The 18,024-nt window shown below is 41.6% G+C and carries 17 protein-coding genes, 1 tRNA gene and 1 riboswitch; of the genes, 9 read left to right on the top strand and 9 right to left on the bottom strand.

Annotated features, from left to right (window positions below; genetic code table 11):
* Nucleotides 1-71 precede the first annotated feature (71 nt).
* From ACJVC5_RS02365 to ACJVC5_RS02335, 7 genes are all read left to right on the top strand, one after another.
* The gene (locus tag ACJVC5_RS02365) at nucleotides 72-2,441 is read left to right on the top strand and encodes an SPW repeat domain-containing protein (RefSeq protein ID WP_408097778.1); all 2,370 of its coding nucleotides are present in this window, start codon (nucleotides 72-74) and stop codon (nucleotides 2,439-2,441) included.
* 120 nt (nucleotides 2,442-2,561) lie between these two features.
* Nucleotides 2,562-3,185, top strand: a complete 624-nt coding sequence (locus tag ACJVC5_RS02360; RefSeq protein ID WP_408097777.1) for a hypothetical protein — start codon at nucleotides 2,562-2,564, stop codon at nucleotides 3,183-3,185.
* A gap of 67 nt (nucleotides 3,186-3,252) precedes the next feature.
* Nucleotides 3,253-3,765: a hypothetical protein gene (locus ACJVC5_RS02355; protein WP_408097776.1), complete on the top strand. Its 513-nt coding sequence runs from the start codon at nucleotides 3,253-3,255 to the stop codon at nucleotides 3,763-3,765.
* Between the two features lie 107 nt (nucleotides 3,766-3,872).
* On the top strand, nucleotides 3,873-4,484 hold the full coding sequence (locus ACJVC5_RS02350; protein ID WP_408097775.1) for a cytochrome b/b6 domain-containing protein: 612 nt from the start codon (nucleotides 3,873-3,875) through the stop codon (nucleotides 4,482-4,484).
* Nucleotides 4,477-5,199 (top strand): molybdopterin-dependent oxidoreductase, encoded by a 723-nt coding sequence (locus ACJVC5_RS02345; RefSeq protein ID WP_408097774.1) that lies wholly within the window; start codon nucleotides 4,477-4,479, stop codon nucleotides 5,197-5,199. Before ACJVC5_RS02350 ends, ACJVC5_RS02345 begins: the two co-directional genes overlap by 8 nt.
* Before the next feature lie 77 nt (nucleotides 5,200-5,276).
* On the top strand, nucleotides 5,277-5,969 hold the full coding sequence (locus ACJVC5_RS02340; protein ID WP_408097773.1) for a hypothetical protein: 693 nt from the start codon (nucleotides 5,277-5,279) through the stop codon (nucleotides 5,967-5,969).
* Nucleotides 5,966-7,378 carry a hypothetical protein gene (locus ACJVC5_RS02335; RefSeq protein WP_408097772.1) on the top strand — a complete coding sequence of 471 codons (1,413 nt, stop codon included), beginning with the start codon at nucleotides 5,966-5,968 and terminating at the stop codon, nucleotides 7,376-7,378. Before ACJVC5_RS02340 ends, ACJVC5_RS02335 begins: the two co-directional genes overlap by 4 nt.
* Nucleotides 7,379-7,392: 14 nt before the next feature.
* Here the strand turns inward: ACJVC5_RS02335 and crcB are convergent, their stop codons facing one another.
* Entirely contained in the window at nucleotides 7,393-7,758 is a 366-nt protein-coding gene (gene crcB, locus ACJVC5_RS02330; protein WP_408097771.1) for a fluoride efflux transporter CrcB, read from the bottom strand.
* Nucleotides 7,759-7,783: 25 nt separating this feature from the next.
* Nucleotides 7,784-7,845: riboswitch (Fluoride riboswitch) on the bottom strand.
* Nucleotides 7,846-7,897: 52 nt separating this feature from the next.
* On the opposite strand from crcB, the gene ACJVC5_RS02325 reads away from it, so the two are divergent.
* Nucleotides 7,898-8,797, top strand: a complete 900-nt coding sequence (locus ACJVC5_RS02325; protein ID WP_408097770.1) for a DUF72 domain-containing protein — start codon at nucleotides 7,898-7,900, stop codon at nucleotides 8,795-8,797.
* Here ACJVC5_RS02325 and ACJVC5_RS02320 read toward each other — a convergent pair.
* From ACJVC5_RS02320 to yihA, 7 genes are all read right to left on the bottom strand, one after another.
* Nucleotides 8,791-9,576 carry a nitroreductase family protein gene (locus ACJVC5_RS02320; RefSeq protein ID WP_408097769.1) on the bottom strand — a complete coding sequence of 262 codons (786 nt, stop codon included), beginning with the start codon at nucleotides 9,574-9,576 and terminating at the stop codon, nucleotides 8,791-8,793. The two genes, ACJVC5_RS02325 and ACJVC5_RS02320, sit on opposite strands and share 7 nt — an antisense overlap.
* Nucleotides 9,566-9,925 (bottom strand): hypothetical protein, encoded by a 360-nt coding sequence (locus ACJVC5_RS02315; protein ID WP_408097768.1) that lies wholly within the window; start codon nucleotides 9,923-9,925, stop codon nucleotides 9,566-9,568. Before ACJVC5_RS02315 ends, ACJVC5_RS02320 begins: the two co-directional genes overlap by 11 nt.
* Before the next feature lie 379 nt (nucleotides 9,926-10,304).
* Nucleotides 10,305-10,390 (bottom strand) — tRNA-Leu (locus ACJVC5_RS02310).
* 67 nt (nucleotides 10,391-10,457) lie between these two features.
* Complete coding sequence (locus ACJVC5_RS02305; protein ID WP_408097767.1) at nucleotides 10,458-13,097, bottom strand: SMP-30/gluconolactonase/LRE family protein; 2,640 nt, start codon at nucleotides 13,095-13,097, stop codon at nucleotides 10,458-10,460.
* 67 nt (nucleotides 13,098-13,164) lie between these two features.
* Complete coding sequence (locus ACJVC5_RS02300) at nucleotides 13,165-14,121, bottom strand: NAD-dependent epimerase/dehydratase family protein (protein ID WP_408097766.1); 957 nt, start codon at nucleotides 14,119-14,121, stop codon at nucleotides 13,165-13,167.
* Nucleotides 14,118-15,008 (bottom strand): 1-acyl-sn-glycerol-3-phosphate acyltransferase, encoded by an 891-nt coding sequence (locus tag ACJVC5_RS02295; RefSeq protein WP_408097765.1) that lies wholly within the window; start codon nucleotides 15,006-15,008, stop codon nucleotides 14,118-14,120. Before ACJVC5_RS02295 ends, ACJVC5_RS02300 begins: the two co-directional genes overlap by 4 nt.
* A 67-nt stretch (nucleotides 15,009-15,075) precedes the next feature.
* Entirely contained in the window at nucleotides 15,076-15,738 is a 663-nt protein-coding gene (yihA, locus tag ACJVC5_RS02290; RefSeq protein ID WP_408097764.1) for a ribosome biogenesis GTP-binding protein YihA/YsxC, read from the bottom strand.
* Between the two features lie 84 nt (nucleotides 15,739-15,822).
* Here yihA and ACJVC5_RS02285 point away from each other — a divergent pair, with 84 nt between their 5' ends.
* On the top strand, nucleotides 15,823-17,094 hold the full coding sequence (locus ACJVC5_RS02285) for a sigma-54-dependent transcriptional regulator (RefSeq protein ID WP_408097763.1): 1,272 nt from the start codon (nucleotides 15,823-15,825) through the stop codon (nucleotides 17,092-17,094).
* Here the strand turns inward: ACJVC5_RS02285 and ACJVC5_RS02280 are convergent.
* On the bottom strand, nucleotides 17,091-17,939 hold the full coding sequence (locus tag ACJVC5_RS02280) for a hypothetical protein (RefSeq protein ID WP_408097762.1): 849 nt from the start codon (nucleotides 17,937-17,939) through the stop codon (nucleotides 17,091-17,093). The two genes, ACJVC5_RS02285 and ACJVC5_RS02280, sit on opposite strands and share 4 nt — an antisense overlap.
* Nucleotides 17,940-18,024: the final 85 nt, after the last annotated feature.

Below are 18,024 nucleotides of genomic sequence, written 5' to 3'. Positions count from 1 at the left end.
TTTAATCCATTTTTTACACCTCTCTTGGTCTATGTATTGCACTTTATGCTACTGCACGAGAGAGGTGTGAAATGATGGACAAGGAAATCATTCTAATAACGGGTAGTAGTGGGTACATCGGTCGGGCACTTGCGGCCAGGCTTGTGGAAAAATATCACGTCATTGGTCTCGATTTAGGCGTCCCCGATAAAAAAATTCCTAACGTAACTTATAAATCATTAGATATTTCCTCATCAAAAAACATCGAAAACGTCCTGGATGAAATTCGTGACGAGTTTGGAACAAAATTAAATTCTGTGATTCATCTGGTTGCCTATTATAGTTTCTCAGGTGAGCCGAGTTCGAAATATCAGGAGATCACAGTTGATGGGACAAAAAATTTTTTAAGCTCACTTCGCCGTCATTTTCATTTGGATCAGTTTATCTTTTCAAGCACGATGCTGGTCCATGCTCCGACTCAGCCATGTGAGAAGATCTCTGAAGAATCAGAGGTGGCCGCGGGATGGCCCTATCCTCAATCAAAGGTGGCCGCAGAAAAAGCGATACGGGAAGTAAGAGGGGACACTCCAGTCGTTTACCTTCGTATGGCCGGTGTTTATGATGATTATGGGCATTCGATTCCAGTAGGGCACCATATCGCCCGAGTCTATGAAAAACAAATTAGTTCCGCCCTTTTTCCCGGAAACGCCAATCACGGTCAGTCTTATCTTCACCTGAATGATCTCATCAAGGCGATGACATTATTAATAGAAAAAAGAAAAGAGCTCCCGAATGAACTCACTCTCTTGCTGGGTGAAGAAGATATAATGACTTACAGAGAACTTCAGGAGCAAATCGGTTCTCTCTTACATGAGACCCCTTGGCCCACGATTAGAATTCCTGCCTTCATGGCAAAGGCCGGGGCCTATGTTCAAAGTCGTACACCTTTTATGCGGGAACCTTTTATTAAACCATGGATGATTCCATTTGCAGACGACCACTATGAATTGGATATGACGAAAGTAAGGACCAATCTCAACTGGGCACCAGAACATAAGCTTCGCGATACACTTCCTAAAATTATTAGTGCTCTAAAAGAAAATCCTGAACGCTGGTATAAAGAACATAAAATGGTGGTTCCTGCTCTGAGAAGTTTAATCACTTCTGACTATGAGGAGACCTCTTACCGGACCATGGCGATTCTAAATGTGTTCTTAGGAATTTGGCTTTTTGCGAATCCATTTACCTTTGGTGATATTTCTCGAGGAGAATTCTGGAGTGAAGTTATTTGCGGTATTTTAATTACTGTGACTGCCACTCTCAGTTTGTTTCCCACTCTTCGCTGGGTCCGCTGGATCAATACAGTCTTTGCCTCATGGTTAATGTTCTCCCCATTAATATTCTGGACTCAATCAGCGGCGGCCTATTCGGCCGATACTTTACTTGCGTCTCTCATCTTACTTGCGAGTGCGTATACTCCATCAAAAGAGCCAAGCGCACCAAATGAGTTGCCACCTGGATGGACATACAATCCGTCTTCTTGGAGGCAGCGTCTTCCCATTATGATGTTGGGATTTACGGGATTCTTATTGGCAAGATATCTGGCGGCCTTTCAATTAGGACATATTCCTAATGCCTGGGATCCGTTCTTTGGCAATGGAACTGAAACGATTTTACATTCAGATGTTTCAAAAGCGTTTCCAATTTCAGATGCAGGACTTGGTGCCTTGTCTTATGTTCTCGACGTGATCGCTGCTGCCATCGGTGATAAAAATCGTTGGCGAACCATGCCTTGGATGGTGATCTTATTCGGTCTCTTCATTGTTCCAACCGGAGTGACTAGTATTACTCTTGTGATGCTTCAGCCGATTGGTGTGGGTGCCTGGTGTACTATCTGTTTAGTGGCCTCATTTGTGATGCTCATTATGGTTCCACCTTCGGTGGATGAGGTATGTGCTTCTGTACAGTTCTTGCGGAGAAGTGTTCGAAGTGGAAGATCTTTCTGGAGAACCTTCTGGTTTGGAGATAAAGAAGTTGAAGGTGAATTTGTCCGACCTAAACTGGATGAAGGTGGAGTTCCTTATAATCTGGTCGCCAGTACCATCTTAGGTTGTTGGCTAATGGCCACACCAGGAGTGTTTGGCATTACTGGAAGTGCCGCGAATAATATTTGGATCTCCGGTGCTCTTATTACAACATTCGCTGTTATCGCATTTGCCGAAGTGGCACGCATCGTTCGTTTATTGAATGTGATCTTTGGGGCCTGGTTAGTGATTTCTACGTTCTTCATAGGAGAAATGGATCTAGGTGCCAAGCTTCATTCACTTATTATTGGTGCTGCTCTTATTGCTCTTAGTATTCCAAGAGGTAAAATCTCAGAACATTTTGGCTCTTTGGACAAATGGGTACGTTGGACACCGCTGGATGTGGCCCGTTGGTATCAGCACCGGAAAACTGTCTAACTTCTAATCAAGGGTAGTGCCAAAGTGGCCTGATTTTCAATCTAAGTTCTTGTTCCAAACAAGTGTTCATGGCATCGGCCTTGCTCAATCCTACTTTGGTCGATTCAAGGAGGATTACCCATGATACAAGAGAGAATGATTTTATTAGAAGATCCCCTTCAACTTACCAGTGTATTTCAACATCTGACGAGCAGACCAAATAAGGTCCTCATTTGGCAGAACATTCAAGGGAAAGGCAAACGAGTCTGTCAAAGTGCGAGGATCGGAGCGATCAATCTTTCTCAGGAAGAGATGGCCCTTTACCCAAAGAATGGGGAGTTTCTATTTCATCACCATAGTTACTTATATTTCTTTGGTTTTAACCGCACAACCATCTTTAAGGCCCCCATCCTTTACCATTCCAGACTCAAACTCGTTTTAAGGCTTCCTAAGCAGCTCATGCTTGCCAATAGTAGAAACGAGGTCAGAGAAGATTTGTCGCTAAGTCATAAATTTGTATTTTATACCCATAATTCTTTCACTGATCAGCCTTACATCAGCTCAAAGCTGTTAGACCTTTCACCTAAAGGCCTTGCTTTTAGAAGTTCATTGCATAATGTTGTAAGGTTTAAAAAGGGTGATCGTTTGTGGATTCGTTCGCCTTTTACAGGTCGTGAACTTTTAGAAGGGGAGGTCAGCAATGTCACCAAGGTCTCAGAGTCTATCTCTCATCAGAATTTTTGGCGGATCGGAGTCAAACTTTAAAAGCTATTGCTAACGGACAAAGTCATAGGTAGCCTAATCATATCTATTTATTTATGGAGGAATTACAATGACGTTTCCAAAAGATATTTCTGATCACCATAAGGAAAATCTCACTCAAAAGTGCCACTACCTTGTGGGCCAATTTAAAAATAAAGACCTGGCCCTTTGGGAAAAGTACAAAGCTCGCCTTGCTACTCTTAAGCCAGAAGAGTCTTGGGATTTCTTCCATGAAATGCTAGTTGAATACCAAAAGCTAGTGGATAAGCCTGATCTTCCAAAAGAAGCTCCAGCTGCAAAAGTTGAAAAGAAAGCTCCTGCTAAAAAAGAAGCACCAGCTAAGGCCAAGCCAGCTCCAGCTAAAAAAGCAGCAGCACCGGCAGCGAAAAAGGCCCCTGCTAAAAAAGCGGCCAAGAAAGTAGCTAAAAAGGCTCCTGCGAAGAAGGCAGCAAAGAAAGTAACTAAAAAAGCAGCTCCTAAAAAAGCAGTGAAAAAAGCTCCGGCCAAAAAAGCCGCTCCTAAAAAAGCGGTCAAGAAAGCCCCTGCCAAGAAAGTTGCTAAGAAAGCATCTAAGAAGAAGTAATTTCTATCTGGCCTGGAGAGTTAGTCACTCTCTGGGCCTATCAACGCGTCTACAAATTAAGACATTCTAGAGTTGAGACAGGCCTTCCCTCATGGAAGTATGCCCGCATGATCGAGAAGCATCATTGGCTCCTTCGCTTGTGCCATTGGATCAATTTCCTTTTAATTTTTCTCATGATTTGGAGTGGGATCTTAATCTATTGGGCCCACCAAGCCTATATTGAAATCCCGGAGGACTTCGCTGAGAAAATTGGGATTGATCATCGTTTAGCAGAGGGAATGGGATGGCATTTCTTTATTATGTGGCCCTTTGCTATTAATGGGCTCATCTATGTGGCCTATCTAGTATTGAGTGGTGATTGGAAATTTCTTTTTCCTGATCGTCAGTCTTTTAAAGAAGTCATTCCCGTCATCTTGCATGATCTAAAACTCCGTTCAGAGGCCCCACCTCTTCGGGGGAAATACAATGCGGCCCAAAGAGTGGCCTACTTTATGGTGATTCTAATGGGCATGGGTGCTCTCATTACCGGACTTGCGATTTATAAGCCGGTGCAAGTGGGATGGCTCACGAAATTACTGGGTGGATACCAGGCCGCTCGCTTCGAGCATTTTGTTTTGATGGTGGGGTTTGTTTTCTTTTTTATTATTCATGTCACTCAAGTCGCAAGGGCCGGCTGGAACAATCTTCGATCCATGATTGCGGGGTATGAGCTTGAATAAGAGACTACTGATTTCACTTTTCATCGGATTCTTGTTGGTGATTGGTTTTTTCACTGCCTTCAATTACATCCAGAACGGTCCTCAGTCAGGCAATGCTCCCTCTGCGCTTCGTTATTCATTTATGTGGAATGAAAAGGTGTGGTCGCTTCTTTCTTCAGCAAAAAGAATGTCAGTAAAGAAACCAAAACCTCCCAAGGGAAAAACTCCTCGGGTAAATGGCATGCTAGGACTCGAGTCTGCAGTTGATCTAAAAAATTATCTGGTTGAAGTTGAAAGCGGTCCAAAAAATTTAAAACTTCCGGTAGGAATGTTTCACCTTATTCCTAAATCAAGTTATTCAACCGACTTTCGGTGTATTGAAGGGTGGAGTGAGGAAACTCATTATGCGGGAGCAAGGTTTTCGGATTTTATGAAACACTATGATTTAGGAAGAAAGTCTGATGGATCATACTATCAATATGTTGGGCTCGAGACTCCAGATGGTGAGTACTACGTGTCCATTGATATGGAATCCATGATGCATGATCAGACAGTTCTGGCCTATGAAATGAATGAGGCCCCGTTGTCCTTGGAAAATGGAGCTCCCATTCGTCTGATTATCCCCATTAAATATGGGATAAAGAGTTTAAAACGCATTGGCCGAATCTTCTTTTCTGATTCTCGACCTCCAGACTATTGGGCCGAACGAGGATATGATTGGTACTCGGGTCTCTAGAGCGTTCTAGTCAGGAATAGTTTCCCTCCATTGTAAAAGGCAATAGTCACGGTATCCTTTAGTGAAAGGACGACCCAATGCCTGTCATTATTATCCTCATTTTATCTTTTGCACTTCCACTCTGGGCAAACACACCTATTAAAAGCATTACTTGTTTCGATGAAGTCACCTCAATGATGATGAAACTCAATGTGACCCAACCATGGATGAAAGTGCATGAAGGAAATGGCTTTTCATTAATTGAATCAAAAGAAAAGAATGATCAGAAATTTACGGCCTGGTTAAGCACTACAGAAGGTGAGAGTGATTTGATGGTGCAGAAGTCAGGGGCCTTCATTCAGCACTCATTTATTAAAAAAAATGATTGTAAAATGAGGACCCTCATTTCAAAGGGTGAGATCAGTAAACTATTTACCACATTGGACTTTTATAAGACCTCGAAGGACAATTCAAAGTTTGTCATTCTCCTCTGGTCTTCACAAATGGCCATTAGTCTTAAACAAATGAGAGATCTTAAAGGCCAGAAGTTTGAGGTCCCCATTATTTACGTCCTGGATGAAAATGCAAACATTCAGTTTGCTAAGGACTTTATTCAAAAAGAAAAGTTACCTGTGAGTTATTTAAGACAGTGGAGTTTTGTTGGTGAATTGCCGGCAACGATTGAACACTATCCTAGTGCTTTGTTTGTTAAAGAAGGAAAGATCGTTAAATACATTCCAGGTTTCAGCACCCCTCAGATCTTAGAAAAACTAATTAAGGATCACCTATGAAATTGATTCTGGCCGCTGCCTTTTTTACAACATCTCTTTGGGGACAAACTTCAAATTATTGTGATGTTAAAGGACAGAAACCCAATAAAGTGGTGAAGATTTCGAGGACCCCCGATTACTTTTTTAAGGCCTCAGAAGACGGGAAGTACATTTATTACATTTCAAACAGTCAAAACTATGTTTTAAACACTGAGACCATGCAAGAAGGACGTATGCCGGGTATTGCTGATCCCGTTTCTTCTCCGGATGGCAAAATATTTTCTTTTTTAGAGAAGGGCTGGAAGCTTTATTTAGGAGTGAAAGACAAGGACAATAAGGTAAGTGCTTTTTATACGGACAATGAGGCCAGACCTTATCAATCTATTGGCCAATCCGAAAACAAGTATCGTCTATTTTCTCAGTCTGAGTCTCTTGGAAATTATGTCTTATGGAGTTATCGAGATTATTCATTAACAAATGGAAGTATTACATCTGTTTCCGAAACGATAAATGTTCCTGACTCCTATCACATTAGACTTCCCATGATGGACAAGACGGGAAAGTTCCTCATTGCTCGAAATAGCAATACCGAGAAATCAGAGATCATTAACGTTGAGACCGGAGCTGTGGTTGAAACTTTACCGGTAGGCGGAGGGAAATCTGATTTTAGTTTCGATGGTAACAAAGTGACATTTCATTTAACTGTAAATCCTTCTTCTCAGCAGAAATGGTTAGAGGAAAGTTTTGGTTCTATTCAAGATCAGGCCCTGGTTAGAAACATTTTTGTTTATGATCGTCCGTCAAAAAAATTAAAGCAGGTGACAAACTTTACTGAGGGGAGTGCTTTCTTCCCGGTATTTCTTAAAGATGGAAAAATTGTGTACCTCTTCAAAACACCAGAAAATGAATTTGAGTTTCATATAGTCAATGAACCAGCAAGTTCAGTGCGTTCTAAATCAGTGGTTGAAAATTGTATGGGTGTGGAAGAGGCAAACTCAACCATGAATAAGTTGGTTGAAAAATGGTTTGAGGCCTGTGATAACTGGGCGTCTTCAGCAAATAGAACAATGGCAGAGTTGGCCATTTTAAATCTTCCTAAAGAGTATTGTTTATCACTTGGGAGGGCCGCCAATGTCTCGGGAAATGACATGGAAAAATTTTGTGATCCAAAAATCGAAGATAAAACTTTGGGCAATAAACCAGCAACTCCAACATCTCCGGCCCAAACCATCATGAATAACAAGTGTGCTGTTTGCCACTCGGACATACCCTTTAATAATGAGAAAGATTTAGCAAATTGGGGCAAAAAGATTGAAGAACGTCTTAAATCGAATGACCCTAATTTTCGCATGCCAAGAGGGGGAAGTCTTAGCTCGTCTGAAAAGCAGACCCTTCTCAAGTACGTTCAGCAACTGAAACAGTCTAAATGAAGAACTTATGAACTTCAAATTACAACTGTTTTACCAATCCAAACCAGCAATATTCCCAGAACAAAGTTGATGGCGATATTACCTGCGGCCGAGACATAGAATTGGTTCTGAAGTAACTCTAGGGTCTCAGCGCTTAGGCTTGAAAAGGTGGTAAATGAACCCACAAAGCCAATTGAGAACAACATTAAATAATGTCTGTGATGAGGAAGTGCTTTTGTGGCAAATCCCAAAATAAGACCTGCAATAAAACATCCAAGAAGATTGATAATCAGAGTTCCAACAGGAAAATTGTGCGGGGGAAATGAACGTTCGAATTGATAGATAAGATAACGACCAATGGCCCCTAAACTTCCCGCCAAACCAACTAATAAAATGTCCATACATCCTCCTACTATGAGTAAGTCTCGATTAGTAGGAGTCATTAGCACTAGGGCGGTTATAAGGCAGACTCCATTGCCGTTAATGGAGAATAACAAGTTATGATGGAAAATTCAATTGGATCATTTTATTATCGGACCTATGGAATTCGGTAAATTAGAAGATATCTCATTGGTTGACTGGCACATGCCTTCAGATGATCCCAAAAATGCGGCCCGTTTATTATCGGCGCAAAAAGATCATAAGCTTTACTTTGGTTCTCCGGCCTGGGGAAACAAACATTGGGTGGGAAAAATCTATCCGCCTAAAACTCCTCCTGAAAAGTTCCTTTATTACTACTCTCGAAACTTTAACTGTATCGAACTCAACACGACTCACTATCGTATCCCTGACGAGGCGACTGCGAAGGAATGGATCTCGCAGGTCCCGGAGAATTTCTTATTTTGCCCTAAGCTCTTTAAAGACATTTCTCACACAAGAACCGGCATGGTGGACAAGGCCCTTCTAAAAACCTGGCTGGATTTTATTCAGCATTTAGGAAGGAATCTCGGTCCCTGTTTTGTACAGTTTCATGAGCAGTTTTCTTATCAGGACAAAGTTCTGCTATTTAAATTTTTAGAAAGTTGGCCCAGTGAATTTAAACTCTCACTTGAGCTTCGCCATCCGAGTTGGTTTGAAAACGGAAAAATTCTTCCAGCACTTACTGACTATCTTCATAGAAGAAATATTGGTCTTGTGATTACAGATGTGGCGGGTAGAAGAGATGTTCTTCATAGCTCAGTCTCCGCGCCCTGGACCATGATTCGTCTTATTGGAAATGATCTTGATCCTAGTGATGAAATACGATTGTATGATTGGGCAGAGAGATTAAATTCCTGGGCCCAGATGGGGCTCCAGGAGACTTATCTGTTATTGCATCAAGAAGAAGACATCCACACCATAGAGTTCGCTCAAATGGCGGAAGAGATCTTTACGGGGGAAGGATTTCCAGACGTTCCAACTTTTACCTTTGAAAAAGAAAGAGATCTTTTCAATTACTGATTATTCATGAAATTTTGATTCTCGAGATAACTCAAAACATTTTGCGAGTAAGTGACATGGGACTCTCTGGTATATTTTAATTTGGTGTAAACCTCGGCCAGAGTTTTAACATTATTCTCGATCATCATTTTTTTAAGCTCTGGCACTTCACTGTATCTCTTCATGCCAAGTGTCTCTCTTTCTAGATAAATATCTTCGATCTGTTCAGAATTGTAGTCTTGGTATTTTTCCTTATGAATCACACCTGAGACTGGAAGCCTTTTTCTTATCTCTGGAGATTCATCTGGATAACCTAGAGAAAATCCCACAACGGGAACCACATTATCCGGACAATTTAAAACACGACCTATTTCATGTGCATTTGCAAGAGTCGTACCCATGAAGCAGATGCCTAAACCGAGGGACTCGGCTAGGAGGGCGAAATTTTGCGCAATGAGAGTGGCATCAATGCTCGCGATCATAAAGCTCATGAAGTTATCAAAGTTCAATGGTGCTTGATTTTTCTCGACCCATTTTCTCATGCGATTGAAATCCGCACAGAAAGTCACTAAGACAGGTGCATCCATCACCATGCTCTGATTGAAGTGGAGAGGGTAGAGTTCTTCTCTGATTTTTTGATCTTTGGTCACAATGATACTGTAGCATTGCATATTACCCGAAGAAGAGGCATTCATGGCCGTTTCAGCAATTTGCTGAATGATCTCATCTGAGACTTCAGTACTTTTATATTTGCGAATAGAACGATGGTTTGCAATGCTTTGGAAGATATTATTCTGCATAGATCCTCTTCCCGATGATTGAATATGTTCTACCTTCAATAATGAGCTTGCCCTTTAGATTCTTAAATCCATTCGAGGACAAAAGTTCATAGCTCCCTTTTAGAGGAGAATTGTTTTCAATGGCCGAGATATCAAAGCTGATTTTCTGTTTGTCCGCTTTGACGTTTAAAATTTTTGTCGTGAATTGACCGGGAACCGTTAAAGTTCCGGCCACGGTTTTCTTTACTGAGTTCAGGATCAAGAAATCCTTGAAGTTCGTATTCTGGATTTTGGTATCTAAAAGATACATCTCCATCGCCTGGACATTGCTTGTGATAAATAGGGACAAAAGGAACAATTTAAATTTCATAAAACCTCTCTCGTTCATAGTTCAAACTTATGGCGAGAGATGATTGATTAAAAGTGAATTGTTTTTATTAATAGTTAACTATTGGTTAATCGTTCTATCTTAACTTCGGTCATTCAGGTTAAAAATAAAAAAGGACCTTTGCAGGTCCTTTTATTATTTTAGATTTTTGGTGGCTCCCCCGAGACTCCCTTCATCACTTTCGCTTCACGCTCAAGTTCTTCAGGTCTGTGCATTTGCTCATCATGACTTCGTGTCATGATGCCGGCCATGAACCCTGACGGCTTCATCGGCCGTCGCAAATCCCTTCGAGTCCCGTGAGAGCATTTGTAGGTTAAAATAAAAAAGGACCTTTGCAGGTCCTTTTATTATTTTAGATTTTTGGTGGCTCCCCCGAGACTCGAACTCGGACGTTGTTGCCAACGGCGGATTTTGAATCCGCTACGTCTACCATTCCGTCAGGAAGCCACACAGATTAACGATTCTATTGATTCGGGGCTTTTGTGTCAATGAAACGCAGTGCGAGAAAGGTGAATTAATTCGTTAAGGGTTGGCCGCTAGAACTAAATTTTTGGACTCGGTTCATCTCTCGGTCTACGACATAGATGTTTCCAGAGGAGTCCAGCTCTACATAAGTAGGTTTCAAGAATTTATCCAAGTCTGTTCCTTGCGACCCAAAAGAGAGCAGGTGAGTGAAACTTGAATCAAAAATCTGGATATTGTAGCTATCAATATCGCAAGTATAGATTTTTCCATCAGCATCGACTTTGACGTCTCTCACATATCTAAACTGACCAGCACCTGGACCCCAAGTGCCGAATTTGCTGATGAAGCTTCCGTTTGGAGCAAATTTCTGGATCCTACTATTACCTGTGTCCGCCACATAAATATTCCCTTGCTGATCGACGTCGACCCCAAATGGAAAACTAAGCTCTCCATCAGCACTTCCCTGGACCCCAAATTTCATGAGGAAGTTTCCATCCGAATCAAACTTCTGAATACGGTGATTATTCGTGTCTGCAACATAGATGTTGTTGTCTTCGTCCACCGCAAATTGCCCATCATAAGAAAATTGGCCATCGCCCGTACCAAATGAACCGAATTTGCTTATATAAACTCCGTCTCTGGTGAATGTTTGAATTCTGTCATTATTGATTTCACCGACGAGCAGTTGGCCATTAGAATTAATCGCAACATCGGTCGGACGATCAAACTGCCCATCTCCCGACCCGAAACTTCCAATGTCTAAGAGGTGATTCCCCTGAGAATCATACTTCCGGACCCTATGATGATCATGGTCTGCCACATAAATGTTACCATCAGCATCGAAGGCCACACTTGTAGGAGTGCTTAGATCACTGGCGTTGGAATAACTCTGTCCTAGTTTATTATTAAATGATCCATCCGGATTAAATGTGAAGATGGCCAGTTCTGTCGAGTCAAAGACATGAATAAGATTTCCCTGTCCTAGAGTGATCGAGGTCGGTCTAGTAAGTTTTTCTGCGGCGAGGCCCGTGTTTCCGAAAGTGAGTAAGTGATTTCCGGAAGCATCGAATTTTTGAACTCGTGAGTTGTTCTCATCCAAGACCAAAATATTGCCGGCCTGATCGACCATGATGTCTCCGGCACCATTAAAATCTCCATTGGCCGAACCCGTCTGGCCCCACGCCAGGATCGGTTCCCCATCCGGGTCGAACTTTTTAACTCTATCTCCATCTGTGACATAGATATTACCCGCTCCATCAACTGCAATAGAATTTGGATTTGCGAATTGAGAATCAAGAGTCCCTTGGCGACCAAAGCGCATTTGATAGACGCCGGCGGAATTAAATTTTTGGACGCGATAGTTTCCTTTATCTAAGACGTAAATATTTCCACCGCTGTCTACATAAGCGTCAGAGGCATTATTAAATTTTCCAATCGCCGTATCTGTATGTGGTCGTTCAAAATACTTAACAATACCATCAACGATGTTAAATTTCTTCACTTCACCGTTACCCACGTCCGAAACATACACATTCCCGAGAGCATCAAGATCCACCCCTCCGGCCTCATCAATCTGGCCGGGAGCTGTTCCCGTTCCTCCGATGGTGTCTTGATGAACACCGGCTGAATCGAAAATATTTACATTTGAATTTGTGTAGTCTGAAACATAAACATTATTCAAACCGTCTGTTGCAACTTCTACAGGAAATTGAAATTGCCCAGGACCGGTTCCAGCAGAACCGTAGTTTCTGATGTGGACCCAGCTAAAATCGAACTCCTGAACTCTTTTGTTGTTGGCATCAGCGATAAAGATTGAACTCGGCGAAAAATGAATGCCGGAAGGTAGATCAAATCTACCGTTAATGGTCCCTGTTGTTCCGAATCTTGATTGATAGACACCGGCGCTGTCGAAAATTTGAATTCGATCGTTCCCCGAGTCGACAACGTAAATCTCTCCTGAGCCGTCTATCACTTCCACGCCGACTGGTTCAATGAATTGTCCATCTCCTGAACCGTAGCTCCCGAAACTTAAAACGTGCAAACCAGCTGCATCAAATTTCTGAATGCGGCCATTGAGCATATCTGCGATGTAGATGTTACCAAGTGAATCGACCTTCAAACTTCGAGGAAGATTAAACTGGCCATTGGCCGATCCTAAAACACCTGCACCAATACTCATCTCAAATGTCCCGTGAGAATCATATTTATGAATCAAGTTGTTTAACTGATCAGAGACATAATAGTAACCGCCGGCCTCTTCCAGACCCATCGGTTCAAAGTTAATCGTCACCGCTGATCCAGCAGATCCAAATGAGTTGAGATCATTTCCAGAAGAATCGTATCGTTTAACAGCAGATGTCGTTTTATTAAGGATAATCAAGTTTCCACTGCTATCCACGTTAAGCCCTGTGGCATTACCAGTATTCGTCACTGTATCGAGCAACTCACCCGTCTCAGAAATTTTCATGATTTGGGAGGTACTGGAATCGGTTAAATAAATGGCCCCATTTCTATCGGCCGCTATAACTGCGTTTTTGAATGTGGAGTTTGTGGACTTATTACCAAGGGGAAAAATCTGAGTGGGGCCCGTAATATTAGCGGCTCCGCTAAGTGAAGCAGTGATCTTTCCACAGCCGGAAAGATTCATGATCGCAAGCCAAGTTAAGAGGGTATTAAAAATCCGCTTCATCTTAATAATTATCGGTATTTCGATTAACCAGATTAAGTGGTTTTTAATATATGTAACTTATTGAAAACTAACGAAGCTTAATGAGTTCTAAAGCCTCTTTAATTGAAAATCGGAGGAACTTCGGACCTAAATGCTTTTGCAGCTCCTTATTCGAGATTAAACAAGAGAATTTCAGATACTCCAAAAGATACTCAGGAACTTCTATATTGAACTTCTTAAGAGCGCTGTTTAGCCCTCCCGCAAGCACCATAGGAAAAGGAATGCCCTTTGTTCCAACTTCGTCTAAGGCATCACGAAGAGAAATAAAATCACTTCCCGCCACATTGTAGGTTCCAGTTGGAAGAGAATCGAGTGCTCGATAAAGAATGTGGGCCATATCAAATTCATGGATGAATTGAAAAAATGGATTGTAGTCAATCGGACTCAAAGCAACCGGGCCCGACAAAAATTTCGTCATAGCATTTTGAATTTGAGTTCCAATAATATTGCACGGACGAAGAACAACTGTGGAAATACTGTTTTGGTTCTTCCACATCCAGTTAGTACAGATTTGGTCCATTTCAATCACATCTCTTAACTCTGGATGGCGGATACTTGCTCTCAGAGGAGCGTCTTCTTTAAGGAAAATAGAATTATCCGGAAGAGCACCATAGACGTGGAAGGTGGAAAGGATCACAACTTTCTTTACCCCTGAACGCTCACATAACTCAAGAATTCTATTCGTGCCCATCACAGAAAGATCAATTCTTTTAGCCAGAACATTATGTTCATTAGAGGAATGACTGATTCTTCCCAGGTGATAGACCACATCAAAATGATGAGTGCGGAAAAGATTTTCAAAATTCCCGCGCGAGTATTTTAAATTAATCGCAGTTAGATTTTTTAAAGCAGGAACTTTTGAAACATCTCGAGAATCAATTCCCACAATTTCCCAATCTGGGTGCTCAGTGAGAATAAGTCTTGCTGTCATTTGAGCAAGGCCACCGGCAATACCAATGAGTAGGATCTTTTTCTGATGGCTCATCGGTCACCTTTATTTCTGAATTCTTTTATCACGAATTTTGAGATGGGTCTTCTTACGGTATCAAAGAAAGGCCTTCTATGTTTTAAACCATGAATAAGCATGCGCTTAATGGTGTTCTCAATGTGGAACACGTTTTCTTTTATTTCTTTGTCCGTGGCCTCATGCTCGAGATTGGCCGGAATAGGAATTTCTTTTCCAATATAAATATCAATAGGTGAAGGAAGCGGGAAAAGATTTGCAGTCAATGGGAGCGCAGGAACTTTTAGTAACCGCGCAAGTCTCTTTGAATGAAAAACGAACGGGAACATTTCTTCGGCCCCAATCACACAAACAGGAAGAATGGGGGTTTTCTTCTGAAGAGCAATTCGGTAAAAGCCCTCAGAAAAACTTCGCAGTTTATAATAGTCCGGCGTGTTCTTAGAAATTCCTCTCACACCTTCTGGAAAAACCAAAATAGATTCACCATGTTCTATGAGGTAAGCGCAGTTGGCGCGATCACCGAGAATAGAACCTGTTTGAGCGGCGAAATCACCAATGAATGGAAGTTGTGCCATGAATCTTTCAACCATGGCCCGAAGAACTCTTGGAGGAGCGACATCCAAAAGAAAGGCAATCGTAATGAGAATGGCGTCCACTGGTAATTGACCGGTGTGATTCGAGGTTACGATGTAGGATTTTTCTTGGACGTTTTCTGCGCCAAAAACTCTGACCTTAAAATAGGATCGATAGAAGGGCACGATCTTCTTCAGCGTCTTTTCACAGAGATCGAGATTAAATCCCCAAGGATCTTTGTAGTCCTTATATTTCTCTCTGAGTTCAGCGAAAATTTGATTAATTTTTAATTCGTCCTCAATGCTGAGGAGGAAGGATTCACCTAGTTTCAACATAGTATGACTAGTTTAAACCTATTAGGGTTCTTTTTCTGGCCATCCCTTTTTTCCAGGATCAAAACGCTCAGTTAAAACCTTTCATGTCGCTATTACGCTTTACGAAGCTAACAATGGCCTGTTCAACGGCCGGGATACCGTCGCCCTTTTCGGCCGAGGTAAAATGGATTTGTTTGACCCACTTAAACTTATTGTAAATGTCAGGCATTAAGTTTTTAAGGCGGGCCTTTTCACTCTGAGTCTTGAGCTTATCAATCTTGTTGAAGAGAACGTAAGTCTCGAGGTTAAACGTCTTAATGTAGTCATGGAAAAGCATGTCGCTTTCCTGGACAGGGTGACGACAATCTTGAACATTCAGAAGCAGAATCTTTTCACTACACATCTGAAAAAAAGTATCCAAGAGGTTTTGCCAGTTTTGGGCCATCTCTTTTGAAACGTCGGCATGCCCGTAACCGGGAACATCGAAAAGATAAAAGTGTTCTAGTGATTTGGTTTCTTTATTTTCAACGATGAAGTCAAAAATATTCACCTGACGAGTGCGTCCCGGGGTCTTAGATACGCGCGCAGTAGTTTTACCAAAGAGGGCATTGATCAAAGAAGATTTTCCAACATTGGAACGACCGATGAAGGCAATTCCATTTGCGAACGAGTGTTCATTCAGCCATTGCTGAAGTTGCCCAACTGAGTCGATTCCCATGAGGAATTCGGTTTTTCCTTTTTGAATGTTCATGCGCTCTTTCCAGATATCAAGTTTTCTTTTTCCACATCCTATCAGAAAAGGTCACAAGCGTCTTCAATTTTAAAGGGAGTGGCCATGTATCAACGGAAATTAATGAAGAAACAAATAGAATTCGCGGGTGTAAGACTCGGGGACAGTTGCAGTATCTTTCCTTCTCACGGGCATCGCAAGGCCTTTACGCTGAATCGATATTGTATTGATTTGATTTCTTCTCAGTACCGGCCTGATAACTTATCACTGAGTTACATTGAACTTCCAAATAGTGATGTTCAGCATTTTCACTATCGTTTGGAATTGGATCAGAAGGCCGATGAAGGAAGATTTGTCCTAAAGACCATTAAGGGAAATCCTTTTTGGTTAAACGGGCTTGCCGCACGTGAGGCCTATATAGAAAGGCAGGATCGAATTTACATTGATGACAATAAAATGAACTTTGATCCGTTTGATTTGCAGGAACTGTTGAATCGGCATTTTGAACATCCGATATTACTACAGCAAAATTTAATTGAATCTGATCTTAAAATTTTAATTGTCGGAGAAACAGGAACTGGTAAAACTCACCTTGCTTCAAAAATCCATGAGAAGAGCGGAAGAACAGGAGAATTTGTTTCTGTTAACCTTTCGTCTTTTAACCCGCAGCTGATTGAGTCTGAACTTTTTGGTCATAAGAAGGGCGCTTTCACAGGGGCGATTTCAGATAAGATCGGCGCATTTAAGGCCGCTGAACATGGGACATTGTTTTTGGATGAGGTTGATTCTCTTCCCCTCGATCTTCAGACCAAGTTGTTGAGTTTCATTGACAGCAATAAGTTTCGAAGAGTGGGAGAAATGAGGGAGACCGCCATTAAAACCCGTTTGATCTTTGCTTCAGGTCGACCTTTGGAAAAATTAATTCAGCAGGAAGTCTTTCGGAAAGATTTCTATTTTCGCTTGAAATCGGGCCACTCCATTGAACTTAAATCTCTGAGAAACGAGGTTCAAAGAATTCGCGAGGCCTGCCAGTATTATTCTTTGAAAAATGGAGTCACGATTTCTCAGAGACTCCTGGAGTTCTATGAGACATTGGCCTGGCCGGGAAATCTTCGTCAGCTTTTTGGGCATTTGGATAAGAAGAGAATATTAAGTCGTTATATTAAACTTGATTTTGATCATTTGGATGAAGAACTGCTTCTTCAGAGTTCAGACTTAATGTCTCTTGCCGGAACTGAAAAACTTGTTCCGCTTAAAGATATTAAGGAAGATTATGTGAAGAAGGCATTTTCTCTTTGTGAAGGAAACGTCGCTTTAACCGCAAGAAAACTTCAATTAACAGAAAAGACAGTTAGAACTATTTTAGGAAAGGTCTAGTTTGCCAGGACGTAGGTGATTTTAAGTTCAGTGATCTCACCTTCAATATTGTGAAGCTTCAAGAAGTCATTGATCTCGACCAGCAGTTTTCTTCGGATGATTTCTTTTCCTTCCTCTTCGAGAGGGAAGGAGGCCACGGAAGGCTCAATTTGTAGAATCAAATGATCTCGTAATTGGAACTCTTTCTTTTCAAGAAACATACGAGCATTACGATTTGATGTGGTCGCGGTGAAGTCAATATCGACAGAGCGAATCTCGTTTACTTGGGCCACATAAACTGGAAGTCTTAGACTGGTAATCTCAAAATGTCTGGTCTGTTTTTTGTAATAGGCCGGACGCTCATAAGGAATCTCTTCTTCTATACTTGCCGGAGCGCGATTGCTTTCCATGTGATGGTTGGCCAGACGATTACCTGAAAAACCAATACCAATGGCCGCAAGAATAGAAGCAGAAGTAAATGCAAGAAGAAGCATGGACTGAGCTGTGTTCAGACCTTGTAGCCACTGACCCACAACTAAAAACGGAGTCAGAACAAGAGTTTTAAGCTTGCTAGTTTTTCCCGAAGACTTTTCTTTATACTGAACAATAGCGTTCTTGTAGCTCTCAACAAAAATGGCCTTGAAATCAATTGAGGCCAGAGTGCTCTTGGTCTTTGCTATGAGAAACAGAATAAAAGTTTTGGCGTAAGACGGAATTAATTTGATTTGAGTATTTAAAAAAGCAAACCATGATTGAATTTTTTCAATCACTCGCTTGATCGGTGCAGGAACGAACTTATACATAAGCTCGCTCAGCTTAATCAGCAATGTATTAATGAGGTTTTCAATTTTTTCTATAAGGCCCATCAGCAAGCTTGTCGGATGTTCATCACTAAAAATGAATTAAAAGCATTTTGATCAGGTATGGGCAGTTTCTTCCGCCCTAACTCTT

Origin of the sequence: Peredibacter sp. HCB2-198 (assembly GCF_045999315.1) — a bacterium.
Classification (GTDB): Bacteria; Bdellovibrionota; Bacteriovoracia; order Bacteriovoracales; family Bacteriovoracaceae; genus Peredibacter.
This window is presented reverse-complemented; position numbering and strand designations above follow the sequence as displayed.

What these genes read in the sequence shown, in the direction of transcription:
- ACJVC5_RS02335 (WP_408097772.1), top strand. Translation starts at nt 5,966, where the DNA reads ATGAAATTGATTCTGGCCGCTGCCTTTTTTACAACATCTCTTTGGGGA.
- ACJVC5_RS02355 (WP_408097776.1), top strand. Translation starts at nt 3,253, where the DNA reads ATGACGTTTCCAAAAGATATTTCTGATCACCATAAGGAAAATCTCACT.
- ACJVC5_RS02365 (WP_408097778.1), top strand. Translation starts at nt 72, where the DNA reads ATGATGGACAAGGAAATCATTCTAATAACGGGTAGTAGTGGGTACATC.
- ACJVC5_RS02295 (WP_408097765.1), bottom strand. Translation starts at nt 15,008, where the DNA reads ATGTTGAAACTAGGTGAATCCTTCCTCCTCAGCATTGAGGACGAATTA.
- ACJVC5_RS02280 (WP_408097762.1), bottom strand. Translation starts at nt 17,939, where the DNA reads ATGGGCCTTATAGAAAAAATTGAAAACCTCATTAATACATTGCTGATT.
- yihA (WP_408097764.1), bottom strand. Translation starts at nt 15,738, where the DNA reads ATGAACATTCAAAAAGGAAAAACCGAATTCCTCATGGGAATCGACTCA.
- ACJVC5_RS02340 (WP_408097773.1), top strand. Translation starts at nt 5,277, where the DNA reads ATGCCTGTCATTATTATCCTCATTTTATCTTTTGCACTTCCACTCTGG.
- ACJVC5_RS02360 (WP_408097777.1), top strand. Translation starts at nt 2,562, where the DNA reads ATGATACAAGAGAGAATGATTTTATTAGAAGATCCCCTTCAACTTACC.
- ACJVC5_RS02315 (WP_408097768.1), bottom strand. Translation starts at nt 9,925, where the DNA reads ATGAAATTTAAATTGTTCCTTTTGTCCCTATTTATCACAAGCAATGTC.
- ACJVC5_RS02300 (WP_408097766.1), bottom strand. Translation starts at nt 14,121, where the DNA reads ATGAGCCATCAGAAAAAGATCCTACTCATTGGTATTGCCGGTGGCCTT.
- crcB (WP_408097771.1), bottom strand. Translation starts at nt 7,758, where the DNA reads ATGGACATTTTATTAGTTGGTTTGGCGGGAAGTTTAGGGGCCATTGGT.
- ACJVC5_RS02325 (WP_408097770.1), top strand. Translation starts at nt 7,898, where the DNA reads ATGGAATTCGGTAAATTAGAAGATATCTCATTGGTTGACTGGCACATG.
- ACJVC5_RS02305 (WP_408097767.1), bottom strand. Translation starts at nt 13,097, where the DNA reads ATGAAGCGGATTTTTAATACCCTCTTAACTTGGCTTGCGATCATGAAT.
- ACJVC5_RS02350 (WP_408097775.1), top strand. Translation starts at nt 3,873, where the DNA reads ATGATCGAGAAGCATCATTGGCTCCTTCGCTTGTGCCATTGGATCAAT.
- ACJVC5_RS02320 (WP_408097769.1), bottom strand. Translation starts at nt 9,576, where the DNA reads ATGCAGAATAATATCTTCCAAAGCATTGCAAACCATCGTTCTATTCGC.
- ACJVC5_RS02285 (WP_408097763.1), top strand. Translation starts at nt 15,823, where the DNA reads ATGTATCAACGGAAATTAATGAAGAAACAAATAGAATTCGCGGGTGTA.